The organism is Rania fehmarnensis (assembly GCF_056494185.1).
The window spans coordinates 188,394-202,722 of sequence record NZ_CM151398.1 but is presented as its reverse complement, the minus strand read 5'-3'; the positions used below and the strand labels follow the sequence as shown (position 1 = coordinate 202,722).

The following is a 14,329-nucleotide window of genomic DNA, read 5'->3' as shown; positions in this document are numbered from 1 at the left end:
TTATCGCGGCCCATCACCTGTCATTCTAACTCACCGCAATACCCACAATCAAGAAACCGGTGCTCCCCAAATTTGAAAATTAAAATTGCGAGTTTCGAGATTCTGTTAAAATGCTTCTATGAATAATTGTCGCAAGGTCCTGCTGGCTCAACTGCCCATTCCACCCGCCGGTATTCAGCCCATCGTGGGCAACGTACCCCTAGCGGCAGGCTATTTGATTCTGCATGCCCGTTTGCGTGGGTTGGAGGACCGTTATCAGTTTGCGATCCTCCCGCCACCGATCGCCAATACCTATTCCGATAGCGGTTTGGTGGAAGAAATTCTCCAGCGTGATCCATGGCTGGTCGGTTTCTCTTGCTATCTCTGGAATATCAATCGGACACTTTGGATTGCCCAACAACTGAAGGCCCGCAATCCTGAGATGAAGATCGTCCTGGGCGGACCCGAAATCACCAGTGACAATGAGTGGGTCTTGCAAAGTGGGCATATCGACTATGCCGTAATTGGCGAAGGCGAACAGACGTTTACCGAATTGCTAGCGGCACTGGATGTTTCCGGCGGCCAGCCCTTGCCCACGGGCACGATCATTCCCGGCTTGTGGCAAGCCCACCATCCGCAGCTGCCGTTATTTCGCAAACCGTTAGCCAACTTGAGCGAGGTATCGTCCCCGTACCTGGCAGGCATCTTAAATGCCGCCGACGAACGCCTGCTGCTACTGGAAACAATTCGCGGCTGCGTCTTCAAGTGCAAGTTCTGTTACTATCCCAAGAGTTATGATGCCTTGTACTTTGTGGATGAGGATAAAGTCATCGCCAACTTGCGGCATGCGCGTCAGGCGGGCGCTACCGAAGTTGTCTTGCTGGATCCTACGCTGAACCAACGCCGCGACTTCGATGATTTTCTGCGACTGCTGGCCCGCGAGAACCACGACCGGCAGTTCACGTACTTTGGTGAACTGCGAGCCGAAGGTATCAAACCTGAAACGGCCCAGCTATTGCGAGCGGCCAACTTTAGCGAAGTCGAAATCGGATTGCAGTCGATCGATCCACAAGCTCAAAGTTTGATGGATCGCCGCAACAACCTGAAAGCCTTCGAGCGCGGCGTAGGAGCCATGATCGATGCGGGTATCAAAGTGAAAGTCGATTTGATTATCGGCTTGCCAGGTGACACGGTCGCTTCTGTGCGCCGCGGTTTCGATTACCTGGCCTCGAGCCAACTGTTCACTTCGATGCAAGTCTTTAACCTGGCGATCTTGCCGGGCACTGCCTTTCGGCATGAAGCCGAACAGTTGGGTTTGAAGTTCCAACCGCGTCCACCCTATTACGTTTACGAAACGCCTACACTCCAGACCAGCGATCTATACACGTTGATGGAAGATGCCCAAGAGGCATTTGATTCCGAATGGGATCCCTTCCCCGAACCAACGCTCGAGTTTGACGCTGCAGTCGATAGTAAACAACGCCCTATTCAGTGCATTAAGTTTCATCTCGATCAAGCCACTCAGCCTACATTACCGCGACCCGAAGAGTGCGCGCAAGCTCTGTGCCTGTGGTTCGCTGCCGATGATCTACAAGCTCACCAATCGGCTATCGACTCTCACATCCGCCAGTTATTGCAAGCCAATCCTCATAGCACGCTCCAAATCGTGCTCGAACCCACGGGCGATCATCGTCGCTTGCAACCAGAGTTGGTCGAATCGGTACTCCAAGTTTGCTATGCACAGCCAAACTATCTCGATCGCTATTACAGCCTCAACCCCCAAGGTCTACTGGGTAGCAAACGCGTCGTCATCAAGCTGAAAGACGATGACCAGGCCGATGACGATTGGGCGGAGAGCATGCTGGACTCGGCCACACTGGTCTAAATGTGGCATAGGCTTCCAGCCTGTGGTCTAGTGTGGCATAGGCTTCCAGCCTGTGTAGAACAAAGAAGAAAATACCACAGGCTAGAAGCCTATGCCACCACGCTTTTCAAATACGCAGTCACTTCTGCAGGATGAGTCAGCGAAACTATATGTCCGCCACCTTCAATGATTGTTTCGGGCTGAGTGTAACGCACGGGTAAGACCCAATCGCGCTGGCCATGGATGTGATGAATTGGGCAAACGACCGGCGGTACGCTGCGCCAGTCTAGCAACTGGCATATCGACCAGCGGATCACGCGCGGATCGGCGCGGCGCATCTGGGCAGCCAAACCATACATGCGTGGCGACATACGTTTCGTCAATCCCATTACGATAGGCGCCAACAGCAGCTGCCATGGTCGCACCGGCAGATAAGGCACCCAGCCGCGCAGTGGTCGAGCCCAGCTCGCATAGCGCGGCAATTCCTGCGGAGTGCGGATGCTGCCGATCAAGATGACACTGGCAGGCTGAACATACTGTGCCATATGCAAGGCCAGAATGCCGCCGAAGGATGCACCGCCAATGTGCAGTGGCTTGGGCACATCCTCCAGATTGTGACTCATGCGCTGCGCGTAATGATCTAATGTTTCGCTCGCAACCGGTATCAACCAGCGTGGCACTTGCAGCTCGGGGATCGCTAGCTTTTGCGGCATGAAGACCAGCTCATCAGCGGCCAGACCGGAAAACAAGACGAGTGACATAGGTTATGATGCTCTAGCTAAATCGGCCAATACTGCAGTCTGAAATCTGAAGTTTGAAATCCATACCATGAACGATACTCGACCTCCACTGTTCCGCGATCTTTCTTTCTGGGGACTGGCCGTCACGCAGTTTCTGGGAGCGTTCAATGACAATCTCTACAAACAACTGCTGCTACTTTTGGCCGTCGGCGCTACGGTCACCACGGCCGTGGCAACGACGGCTACTACTGCAGCCACCACTGCAGCTACAGCCGCAGCCACGACGGTCGCGGAACCGGCCGTCGCGGGCGGTGGGCACATCGATGTTCAAGGCTGGGCGCTGTTGGTGTTCTCGATCCCGTTTGTGATCTTCAGCGGCTTTGCCGGTTACCTGTCGGATCGCTTTAGCAAGCAACCGATCATTTGGATCTGTAAGGTGGCCGAGATCATTATATGTTTGTTGGCGATGGCAGCCTTTCTGATGTATGACACTTTCGGTATGGCTGGCACTTGGACAGTGCTTTTCTTGCTGGGTACACACAGTGCCTTCTTTGGCCCGGGCAAATATGGCATCATTCCCGAACTGTTTCGCAAGACCGATGCGGCTTCGGCCAATGGCATTATCCTGATGTCGACCTTTCTGGCAATCATCTTCGGCACAGTAGCCGCCGGTGTCTGCAAATACCTTTTGGTCGGTGAATCGGGCCAGACCGATAAACTGTGGTTGGGATCCTTGGTGTGCGTAGGCATTGCCGTCGTGGGAACGATTACGGCTGGCTTTATCCGTCGCACTCCGGTGGCTGATCCCAACTTGCCACTAACCCAAGATGCACTCTTGGTGGCCAAAGAAGTACGTCATGCCTTGGCGATCGACCGGCCACTGATGATGGCGCTCTTGGCTTCATGCGTCTTCTGGCTGGTCGCTGGTACTGTGATGCCCACCATCAACTCGCTGGGCCTGACCCAGTTGAAAGTTAACGATGTCTTGACCAGTGTCTTAACTGCATCGACGGCCATCGGCATTATGGGTGGCGCGGTGCTGGCCGGCGCGATCTCGCGTCGTGGCAAGACCGATCGCCTGGTAACGATTGGCATGTGGGGCATCGTCGGTTCGCTCTTAGCCCTGGGACTGTGGCGTGATGCTGACCAACATGTTTTGGGCATGTCGGGTAGCGTACTGGCCCTGATTGCACTGGGCGTGTTCTCAGCGATTTATTCAGTGCCCTTGCAGGTCTTCTTGCAGCAACGCCCGTCAGCCGAGATCAAAGGCCGCATGATTGCCACGATGAACCAAGCTAACTTTGTCGGCATCTTAATCGCCGGTCCGCTGTACCAACTTTTCGAACGCATCGCCAGCTGGAGCCATCTACCGATCTCTAGCGTCTTCTGGATGATCGGCCTGCTGGTATTGCCCCTGGCCATCTTCTACCGTCTGGATTCCGAAGCCCCGGCTACCAATGCCGTGTGACATGTCCCCCAACCGTTGACGATGGGCTTCAATCGTTTAACCCGTAGCCGCCAGGCTAGGCAAACGAAGGAGTTCACGTGCAGTGGCGAGTCTCTGTCTTAAGCACGCAGATGTTCAGGTAAACGCAGCGCTTGGTTAGCAGGTGCGCCTCGCCTGGCGGCAAATCGTTTAACCCGTAGCCGCCAGGCTAGGCAAACGAAGGAGTTCACGTGCCATGGCGAGTCTCTGTCTTAAGCACGCAGATGCTCAGGTAAACGCAGCGCTTGGTTAGCAGGTGCGCCTCGCCTGGCGGCAAATCGTTTAACCCGTAGCCGCCAGGATAGGCAAACGAAGGAGTTCACGTGCAGTGGCGAGTCTCTGTCTTAAGCACGCAGATGCTCAGGTAAACGCAGCGTTTGGTTAGCAGGTTCGCCTCGCCTGGCGGCAAATCGTTTAACCCGTAGCCGCCAGGCTAGGCAAACGAAGGAGTTCACGTGCAGTGGCGAGTCTCTGTCTTAAGCACGCAGATGTTCAGGTAAACGCAGCGCTTGGTTAGCAGGTGCGCCTCGCCTGGCGGCAAATCGTTTAACCCGTAGCCGCCAGGCTAGGCAAACGAAGGAGTTCACGTGCCATGGCGAGTCTCTGTCTTAAGCACGCAGATGCTCAGGTAAACGCAGCGCTTGGTTAGCAGGTTCGCCTCGCCTGGCGGCAAATCGTTTAACCCGTAGCCGCCAGGCTAGGCAAACGAAGGAGTTCACGTGCCATGGCGAGTCTCTGTGTTAAGCACGCAGATGCTCAGGTAAACGCAGCGCTTGGTTAGCAGGTGCGCCTCGCCTGACGGCAAATCGTTTAACCCGTAGCCGCCAGGCTAGGCAAACGAAGGAGTTCACGTGCAGTGGCGAGTCTCTGTGTTAAGCACGCAGATGCTCAGGTAAACGCAGCGCTTGGTTAGCAGGTGCGCCTCGCCTGGCGGCTACGGGTTAAACGATGGAGCCAACTCTTTATCGATCGAAGATCTTTTTGACCGCATAGACAGTGGCCTCGCGACCGGCTTTGGCGATGGAGGTGGTCAGCGGGATATGCTTGGGGCAGACGGCCACGCAGTTTTGCGCATTACCACACACTTGGATGCCGCCAACATCGGTCAGGGCCTCCATGCGTTCTTCTTTCATATTCTGGCCCGTGGGATGCGAATTAAAGAGCACGGCTTGGCTGATAGGCGCAGCGCCTAAGAAGCCTTGATCGTAAGCTTCGCGTTTGCGATTCTCGAAGTCGGCATCACTTTCGCCAGGCCGGCGATTCAATTCGATTTTGTTGTACTGAGGACATGCATCCAAACAACAACCGCACGACATGCATTCGCTGAGCGGGTAACTCTCTTCTTGTTGATGCCGAGATTGTTTAGGTCCGGCACCCATGTCGTAATAACCGTCGACGGGCACCCAGGCTTTGACTTTCTTGAGCGAGTGGAACAGGCGCGAACGATCGACCAGCAGATCGCGGACGACTGGGAACTTCTGCATAGGGCGAAGTTCGATTTCGACTGGGTTGTCTTCCAGCAATCGATCGACCAGGGCCGAACAACTTTGGCGCACGCGACCGTTGATGACCATCGTGCAGGAACCGCAGACTTCTTCCAAACAGCCGCAGTCCCAGGCCACCGGCGCAACGGCTTTGCCTTCGACTGTGCGCGATTGGGCAGCGATGCGTTGGAGCACGCTGATGACATTCATATTTTCTTCGTAGGGAACTTGGTGGCGTTCCCAATACGAAGGCTGGCCTGGTCCGTCTTGTCGCAGGACGCGCACGTTGATCGCACCGCGATTGGTGGGCGCGGCGGCAGCTGCGGTATGACCGTTGGTATGTGCGTGGGGTGCGTTCATGCGTTCACCTCAAGTGGTTCTTGAGCCTTATTCTTTTTAGCGGCCTGCTGTTTAGCGGCCACGCGTTCTTTCCACACTTCTTCTATCGTTTCGGCGCCGACAAGTCCATACAAACGCGGCCGTGGTGGGATTAGCGATGTATCGACATCTTCGTAAGTAATATCCGGATGTTCACCGTTCCACGCAGCGATAGTCGACTTCAAATACTTGTCGCTGTTGGCTTGGAACATGTCGCACCATTCTTCAGCTTGTCGCCGGCGTTCGGCCGGTTCGGTCGCGGACAGACTGTGCATCTCAAATTCTGGTTTGTAGTGCGCACCGCGGCATTCATCGCGGAGTCGCGCGCCCTTGAGAATGGTCTTGGCCAGCGGGAACATATCCTGCAAGGCTTTGGTAAAGATCACATTCTGGTTGGTCCAGTTACCTGTGTCGCTGAGCGAACAGCGCATGGCCCGATCGTGCAATTCGCTGATCTTGGCGTAGGCCTGGTCGAGCTGATCGTTGCGACGCACCACGGTAGCGGCTTCTGTCATCCACTTACCCAGCTCTTGGTGGATCAAATAGGGGTTTTCTCCGCCTGAGGTTTTCATCAGCGATTGATGCCGCGACTCTTCGCGAGCCACTGCGCGTTCGTAGAGGCTCGAAGGCAGATCAGCGGCGGCGCCCTTCTGTGCATTGATGTAATTCTGCACCCCGGGGCCAGAGATCAAACCGGAGAAGATACAACTCAAGAGCGAATTGGCGCCCAGTCGATTGGCTCCGTGATATTGGTAATCGCATTCACCCAGCGCATAGAGGCCGGGAATGTTGGTCATCTGGTTGCGCGGCGAGCCGGCTTTCAGACCACCGTCGGCGCTCTTCTCGTAGTCGGCCCACAGACCACCCATCGAGTAATGCACGGCTGGGAAAATCTTCATCGGCGTAGTCCGCGGATCGACGCCTTGGAATTTCTCGTAGATTTCGAGAATGCCACCGAGCTTGCGGTCCAACTCGCTACGACTGATGTGTGTCAGATCCAAGTACACGCACATCCGATTGGCTTCGACACTCAGTTTGCTGTTGACGCAAATGTCGAAGATCTCGCGCGTCGCGATGTCGCGTGGTACCAGGTTGCCGTACTTCGGATAACGTTCTTCCAGGAAGTAATAACGTTCCGATTCAGGAATGTCCTTAGGCCGGCGTGAATCTTGAGGTTTCTTGGGCACCCACACGCGGCCGCCTTCCCCCCGAGCCGACTCGCTCATCAGACGCAGTTTATCGGCGCCGGGAATGGCAGTAGGGTGCACCTGAATGAACTCGCCATTGGCATACTTCACACCCGCCTGAAAACAACGACTAGCCGCGCTGCCGTTGCAGAAGACCGACATGGTCGACTGACCATACAGCAATCCACAACCACCGGTGGCCACCATACTGGCATCTGCAGGGAAAGCGCGAATCTGCATGGAGACCATGTCTTGAGCAATCACGCCCACACAGCGGCCAGTATCATCCAGCACCGGTCCCAGGAAGTCCCAGAACTCAAACTTGCGCACCAGACCTTCGCTCTCCATCCGCCGCACTTGTTCGTCGAGCGCGTATAGCAATTGTTGGCCAGTGGTGGCGCCGGCAAAGGCCGTACGTTTGTAGAGTGTTCCGCCGAAACGACGTCGATCCAAAAAGCCTTCGGTGGTGCGATTGAAGGGCACACCCAGTCGATCCATCAGCTCGATGATCTTCGGGCCATAAAAAGCCATCTCTTTGACTGGCGGCTGATGTTGCAGAAAATCGCCACCGTAGACTGTATCGTCAAGGTGTTTCCATTCGGAATCACCCAGCTGCCGTGTTTGATCATTGCAGCTATTTATGCCACCTTGGGCGCAGACGCTGTGCGATCGCTTGACGGGTGTCAAACTGATCAGATCGACTGCGACGCCCAGTTCGGCCAACTTCATCGTGGCGGCCAGACCAGCCAGTCCGCCTCCGACAACTACCACACGCTTTGTTGCCATTTCAAAATCTCTCCAGCTCTAGACTGACTTAACCGTGCAGAGCTTCACCTTGGTTAACCGATGGTTGATTTATTTTAATTCTGCGGAAGTGTGCATCACTTGACCTGCACTGGTCTGGCCGTCGCCGGCCGTCGCATGATCAGGAGCACTGGAGCGTTTGTGCGGATCTTCGAGGATCTCGCCGGTCTTGATTTTCTGCTGATACATGGCGTCTTCGACTTGCCGAGCCTGGTCGATGCTGGTGGTCTTGGCAGCAAACAGGGCGGTCATTCCCACTGCAAACAGAAAAACGCCAAAGGCGGAGCAGACGTAACTAGCTCGCTGCTGGGCTTTGGGTGTTAACCACAATCCCCAGGTGATACCCATGGTCCAGATTCCATTGGCGAAATGGTAAACGCTAGCGAGGACGCCAATGAAGTAGAAGACCGGCCAACCGTATCCGCTCAGCGCTTTTGCTAGCGTGCTGGCCGCGTTGTAGGGGCGAAACTGAGCCATGCCGAGAGGTTCAGCCACATTCTTGAGCCATGTGTCAAAGTGAAACCAGCCGTGCAAATGAAACACGTGCAACAGAATGAACACGGTCGCCACCACCCCCGACCAACGTTGCAGGGAGTAACGTCGGTTGTTTAGGTAACGATACTGCGAAGCATTGGAATGACCGGACTGGATGATCCACAACCCTACGACCGCATGAAAGATCAATGGCAGGAAGATAAACAGCCATTCAACGGGCAAGAGCAACGCGCCCAGCGAGTGGATCTGATTCACCTGGGTCTGAAAGGCACCCGGGCCATTGACGAGCGTCGAGTTGACCAGGAGGTGGACCGTCATATAGGCCCCCACCGGCACCAAGCCGCTCAGTGAATGCAATCGCCGGATCAAAAACTCATGCTTGGCAAAAAATGTCGGTGAAGCAGCGTTCATTGCGAAATCAGCTCGTTGGATCGGGCGCTTCGTGGGTGGGATACCGCAGGTAGATAACCTCGAAAAGTATATCGGTTTAACCCGATTCGCGTCAGGGTACATTCCGCCCGATCCGTAGCCGCAGTCGCCAGACTTTGGAAGCGACAAGCTTGATTCATCCAATCTCTGGCGAGATCGGCTACGAAAGATCCCGTAGCCGAAGTCGCCAGACTTTGGAGGCGACAGCCTCTCTGCGTTTTAAGATTTTGCGATCCTAAAAACGAGGTTTCCAATGGCACGAAAGGCTATAGAATAGGAGCCGGAAGTGAAGTTTTTGTGGCTGTAGACTTGAGGACGGTGGCGGATGAGCGACGCAAAAGTTGTTGGATTTGTGCATCTGATCGAAGAGACCAAGACCTTCGGACAAAAAGGCTTTCGCAAACGCCTGCTGGTCTTGGAGCAGGACAATGGTCGCTTCCCGAACTTCATACCTATCGATTTTATTGGTGACGCCTGCGATAGTATCGACAGTTTAAAAGTGGGTGAACAGATCGAAGTCAGCTACCGCCTGGCGGGACGGCGCTGGCAAAAAGACCCCACCAGTGAAGTGAAATTCTTCCTCAGCTGTGAAGCCACCAGTTTTCGGCAGCTCAGTGCCAAGACCGGCGGAGAAACTCCGACCAATGCCAACGCAGCTTTTGCCGAAGCCTCTTACGAAGACGACGAGGACGTACCGTTTTGACACAACTCTCCGCTCAAGTCCTGCATTCAATCGCCGGTGGCACTCACTCCAAAACTCAAGCCGCCGCCAACCGACTGCTTTCTTCCGACACCCAATCTGCCGCTCCGGGTGTCGCTACTGACGGGCCCGATGCCTGGCTACTGAGCGAATCTGTCTTGGCCGACATCACGGCCCGCGCGGGCCAATTGGCCAAGCGCATCCAAGAGCGGGCTACTCAATTGCAAACGCCGGCCGAGCGACGTCAGCAGGCTGAACTGGATCGCATGCTTCAGCATCCAGAAGACAAAGTCACGCTGACTCAAATGACCGATCAGGGCTTCCGCTCGCGCAGTCCCGATCGAGCCGTCGACCAGTTGATTCACATCCTGGACGTACAAGGTATCCCGCGGTTCTTCTCGCAACTTGATCGCGCACTGCTCCGCGGTTTTCAATCCTTCGGCAACTATCTGCCCGGTGTGGCTGTGCCGATGGTCAAGGACAAGATGCGCAAAGAAACATCCAACGTTATCTTGCCTGCCGAACCGAGCATGCTCCGCGAACACCTGTCGGCTCGCCGCAGCGAAGGCATTCGCATGAATGTCAATTTCCTCGGTGAAGCCCTGCTGGGTGAAGATGAAGCTCAACACCGCCTCGAAAAATACTTGTCGGCTCTGCAACAACCGGAGATCGAAGTCGTCTCGGTCAAGATCTCTACCCTGTACTCGCAAATCTCGGCCATGGCCCGTGAGCATACGCTGCGCATCGTCGGCGATCGCTTGGAACTCCTGTATCGCGCAGCTGCGCGCCATCGCTTTCAACCTCTCAACGGGCAACCGCTGCCCAAGTTCGTGTATTTGGATATGGAAGAGTATCGCGACATGGCGCTGACGTCAGCGGCTTTCATGTCGACGCTCGATCGTCCTGGGCTGGAACATGTCCGCGCCGGAATCGCTCTGCAGGCCTACGTTCCGGACAGCTTCTTGGTGCAACAACAAATCACGCAATGGGCTCAACAACGCGTCGCTCGCGGCGGCAGTCCAGTGACCATCCGCATCGTCAAAGGTGCGAACATGGAAATGGAACGTGTAGAAGCCTCGCTCCGCGGCTGGCCTCAAGCCCCGTATAAAAATAAAATCGAGACCGATGCCAATTACAAACGCATGGTGCTCTACGGCATGCATCCAGAGCATATTCGCGCTGTCGAGTTGGGAGTGGCCAGCCACAATCTGTTCGAAGTGGCTTTCGCTTTGGTCTTAGCCGTACGTCTGGGCGTCTTTGAACAAGTTCAGTTCGAGATGCTGGAAGGCATGGCCAATCATCAGCGCCGGGCACTGCGCGAGCTGAGCGATAACTTGCTGCTCTACGCACCGGCCTGCACCGAGCAAGATTTCACCAGCGCGATTGGTTACCTGGTGCGTCGCCTGGACGAAAACACCGGCCCCGATAACTTCTTGCGGCATGCGTTCAAGATCTCGGTCGATAGCCCCGCCTGGGAAAAACTGGAACAGCAATTCGTACGTTCGGCCCTTACCGCCAGCAGCGTCTCCAACCAACCCAGGCGCACTCAGAATCGCTTTACTCCACCCGCTCAACCACCAGCCGCCACAGATTGGCGCTATCTGGCTAACGAACCCGACACCGATTTTTCCTTAGCCCAAAACGGACAGTGGGCCGAGAGTCTTATTCAGGCCTGGCAACCACGTTGCGATGCCCACGCGACCAACATACCGGTCACCATAGCTGGCCAGGACGTCAGCGGCGATGGTCCGCTGTTCGAATCCCCCGATCCTTCGCGGCCGGGCGTAATCGCTGCCCGTTACCAACAAGCCGACGCGGGACAATTGCGATTGGCTCTGGAAACTGCCGTCAGCGATCGCGACGGCTGGCGCGCGCTCAAGCCCGATGAACGTTATCGCATCTTGCGAGCGGTGGCCCAGCGCTTGCGCCAGCGGCGCGGCGATCTCATTGGTGCTGCCCTGGCCGACGGCGGTAAGACGATCGGTGAAAGCGATCCGGAAGTCAGCGAAGCCATCGACTTTGTCGAGTTTTATGCGCTGACGGCGCTCGAACTTTTTTCCTGTGGCAGTCGCGGACTGGGCACCATCGTGGTGGTCAGCCCTTGGAACTTTCCGATCGCTATTCCTTGCGGCGGCATCGCGTCGGCCTTGGCAACCGGCAACACGGTGATCCTGAAACCGGCCTCCGATACCGTCTTGCCAGCCCGCATCCTGTGCGAATGTTTTTGGGAAGCTGGGGTATCAAGGAACGCTTTGCAATTAGTGCCCTGCTCTGGCCGACTGGCTGGCGAAGTCCTGTTGGCCGATCCACGCATCGATGCTGTTATTCTGACCGGCGGCACCTCAACAGCCCAGAACATGCTTAGTCGCAATCCAGCTTTGAAACTGCTAGCCGAAACCGGTGGCAAAAATGCAACCATCGTCTCGGCACTGAGCGATCATGACCTGGCCATCAAGAACGTCGTGCACTCCGCTTTCTCGCACGCTGGCCAAAAGTGCAGCGCCACTAGTTTGTTGTTGCTGGAACAAGAGGTCTATCACGATGCGCGTTTCCGACATTCACTAGTGGACGCCGTGTCCAGCATGGAAGTGGGCTCGGCATGGAAACTGTCGACCAAAGTTGGTCCTTTGATTCGACCACCAACCGACGCGCTGCTGCGCGGACTGAAGGAACTGGAAGCCGGTGAGTCTTGGGCCATCATGCCCCGGATGTTACACGACAACCCTTACCTGTATTCACCCGGCATCAAGTGGGATGTGGCCCCGGGCAGTTTTACACATCTGACCGAACTGTTTGGCCCAGTGCTGGCCGTCTTACCCTATCGCAATTTGAGTGAAGCGATCGATCTGGTGCATCAAACCGGCTATGGACTGACCAGCGGCTTGGAAAGTCTGGATGATCGCGAACAAGAATTATGGATGAATCGCATCAAGGCCGGCAATCTCTACATCAACCGGCCCACGACCGGCGCGATCGTACTGCGGCAGCCCTTCGGCGGCTTGGGCAAGAGTGCCTTTGGTCCCGGCATCAAAGCCGGTGGCCCCAATTATGTCATGCCGCTAATGCATCATGCCAGTTTGAGCTATCCGCAGACGCCAGCATCAATAGACGGTATCCCCGAGAGCGAAGCCTTGCGCGATCTATGGGAGAGATTAACCAACGAGCGCGACGAACATACCCAAGCGCTCAAGCACATGTTCGCACCCGATCAATGGAATGCACTCCGGGCAATCATGCTGGATTACGATCGCTTTGGACGCGAAGAGATTGCGGTCGAGCACGATACCCTGCGACTGATTGGCCAAGATAACTTGCGCGTCTACTTGCCGCTGACTTACCTGAGAATTCGAGTCACTGCCAGCGATGAGCCGCTGGATATTCTCGCGCGCATTATCGGCGCGCGGGCCGCCGGTGGCCGAGCGGTCGTGAGCGCAACGCCGGGTGCCCATGTCGAACTTTTACAACTGCTAGAAGAGTTGACCGACATGTGGGCCGCCGCCCTGGAGATCGTGGAAGAAGATGACGCTCAACTAGTAAAGGCCATCTCGCGCGGCCAGGTCGATCGCCTGCGGTATGCCAGTTCAACCGTGGTACCAACCGCGGTGCGCGTGGCTGCCAACGATGCCTTTGTGTATATCGCCGACGCACCCGTTTCTACGCAAGGCCGCGTTGAATTACTGTGGTACGTTCAAGAGCAGAGCTTGTGCGTTGATTATCATCGCTACGGAAATCTGGGCGTGCGCAGCCTGGAAGAACGAGCGGGCGTGTTATAAGCTCGCCAGAGGACAGAGTTTAGATGGCCTCCGAGCCACGTTCGCCGGTTCGAATGCGGATGCAATCGTCCATCGGCAAGATGAAAACTTTGCCGTCGCCGATTTGCCCTTTGTCACTGCTGCGCGCCCCATTGAGAATCGCACTGACCGTTGGCTCCACGAATTCATCGTTAACCGCGATCTGCAATTGAACTTTACGGACAAGATTCAGGGCATTTTCGTGTCCACGAAACGCGCCGACCTGGCCCTTCTGCCGTCCGAACCCTTGGCAATCCAACACGGTCAATCGAAAGACTTCCACTTCGGTAAGTGCCTGCTTGACGGCTTCGAGCTTGGCGGGCTGGATGATCGCGATGATCAGCTTCACTGGCGCTTTCCTTTGCAAGGATCCATTCAGTTCATTTCGGCTGTGCAGATTGTAGCCGCAATGGTGCCCAGGCTAGAAGCCTATTCCCGAATAAGAAAGCAAGCCTGGGCCAAAAGAAAAATACCCCGACCCGGATGAGTGAGGCGGACACTCATCGCAGGTCATTGGGGTACCTTCTGGCCCAGGCAAGAGCCGAAGACTTACGTTCGCAAGAAAGCAGTTTTGCGTGGTGGCTTATTACGTAAGTGGATGTTCGAAAAAGGTGTCGCTCGGGGAAACAAAGGTGCAGTAAATTTGCTCCCCGAGCGACATGGGTAGGGTACCAACGGCGTCTAGCTCGGTGGGTGTGGGTTTGGGAGTCTTCACTCGGGCCGGTCGCAGCCGGCACTTCCATGTACACGACATCAATCCTTTGGTTAAAAGGTGTCGCGGACACGACCGACCCGAGTGAGAGACTAACCCCCAACAACCCCACAAGGAGAACGCTCTTGTATCCTTCAGTATGCGTGTTGTGCTTTGTCTGTAACTCTCAGCGTGTTAGGCTCACGCTTGTGATTTGACCAATATGCACTAACTGGACCAATGCCGGCGAAGCTGCCAAAAAACAAACTCACGATTCGCCGCAAACAACACGCACATAAGA

At 55.6% G+C, this 14,329-nt stretch carries 9 protein-coding genes; 4 read left to right on the top strand and 5 right to left on the bottom strand.

Annotated features, from left to right (window positions below; genetic code table 11):
- The first annotated feature begins 118 nt into the window (after nucleotides 1–118).
- Complete coding sequence (locus tag SH573x_RS00700; RefSeq protein WP_479352368.1) at nucleotides 119–1,864, top strand: B12-binding domain-containing radical SAM protein; 1,746 nt, start codon at nucleotides 119–121, stop codon at nucleotides 1,862–1,864.
- Nucleotides 1,865–1,953: 89 nt separating this feature from the next.
- On the opposite strand, the gene SH573x_RS00695 is transcribed toward SH573x_RS00700, so the two are convergent.
- Nucleotides 1,954–2,604 carry an alpha/beta fold hydrolase gene (locus SH573x_RS00695; RefSeq protein ID WP_479352367.1) on the bottom strand — a complete coding sequence of 217 codons (651 nt, stop codon included), beginning with the start codon at nucleotides 2,602–2,604 and terminating at the stop codon, nucleotides 1,954–1,956.
- A 67-nt stretch (nucleotides 2,605–2,671) separates the two neighbouring features.
- Between SH573x_RS00695 and SH573x_RS00690 the strand changes: the two genes are divergently transcribed.
- The gene (locus SH573x_RS00690; protein WP_479352366.1) at nucleotides 2,672–4,051 is read left to right on the top strand and encodes an MFS transporter; all 1,380 of its coding nucleotides are present in this window, start codon (nucleotides 2,672–2,674) and stop codon (nucleotides 4,049–4,051) included.
- Between the two features lie 980 nt (nucleotides 4,052–5,031).
- Here SH573x_RS00690 and sdhB read toward each other — a convergent pair.
- From sdhB to SH573x_RS00675, 3 genes are all read right to left on the bottom strand, one after another.
- Nucleotides 5,032–5,913: a succinate dehydrogenase iron-sulfur subunit gene (gene sdhB / locus SH573x_RS00685; protein ID WP_479352365.1), complete on the bottom strand. Its 882-nt coding sequence runs from the start codon at nucleotides 5,911–5,913 to the stop codon at nucleotides 5,032–5,034.
- Entirely contained in the window at nucleotides 5,910–7,904 is a 1,995-nt protein-coding gene (sdhA, locus tag SH573x_RS00680) for a succinate dehydrogenase flavoprotein subunit (RefSeq protein WP_479352364.1), read from the bottom strand. Before sdhA ends, sdhB begins: the two co-directional genes overlap by 4 nt.
- 69 nt (nucleotides 7,905–7,973) lie before the next feature.
- Nucleotides 7,974–8,828 (bottom strand): succinate dehydrogenase cytochrome b558 subunit, encoded by an 855-nt coding sequence (locus SH573x_RS00675; protein WP_479352363.1) that lies wholly within the window; start codon nucleotides 8,826–8,828, stop codon nucleotides 7,974–7,976.
- Between the two features lie 343 nt (nucleotides 8,829–9,171).
- On the opposite strand from SH573x_RS00675, the gene SH573x_RS00670 reads away from it, so the two are divergent.
- Both SH573x_RS00670 and SH573x_RS00665 read left to right on the top strand, forming a co-directional pair.
- Nucleotides 9,172–9,549, top strand: coding sequence for a DUF3127 domain-containing protein (locus SH573x_RS00670; protein ID WP_479352362.1), 378 nt, complete (start codon nucleotides 9,172–9,174; stop codon nucleotides 9,547–9,549).
- Nucleotides 9,546–13,319 carry a bifunctional proline dehydrogenase/L-glutamate gamma-semialdehyde dehydrogenase gene (locus tag SH573x_RS00665; protein ID WP_479352361.1) on the top strand — a complete coding sequence of 1,258 codons (3,774 nt, stop codon included), beginning with the start codon at nucleotides 9,546–9,548 and terminating at the stop codon, nucleotides 13,317–13,319. The genes SH573x_RS00670 and SH573x_RS00665 overlap by 4 nt, the downstream gene beginning before the upstream one ends.
- Before the next feature lie 19 nt (nucleotides 13,320–13,338).
- Here the strand turns inward: SH573x_RS00665 and SH573x_RS00660 are convergent, their stop codons facing one another.
- Entirely contained in the window at nucleotides 13,339–13,686 is a 348-nt protein-coding gene (locus SH573x_RS00660; protein ID WP_479352360.1) for a P-II family nitrogen regulator, read from the bottom strand.
- Nucleotides 13,687–14,329 lie beyond the last annotated feature (643 nt).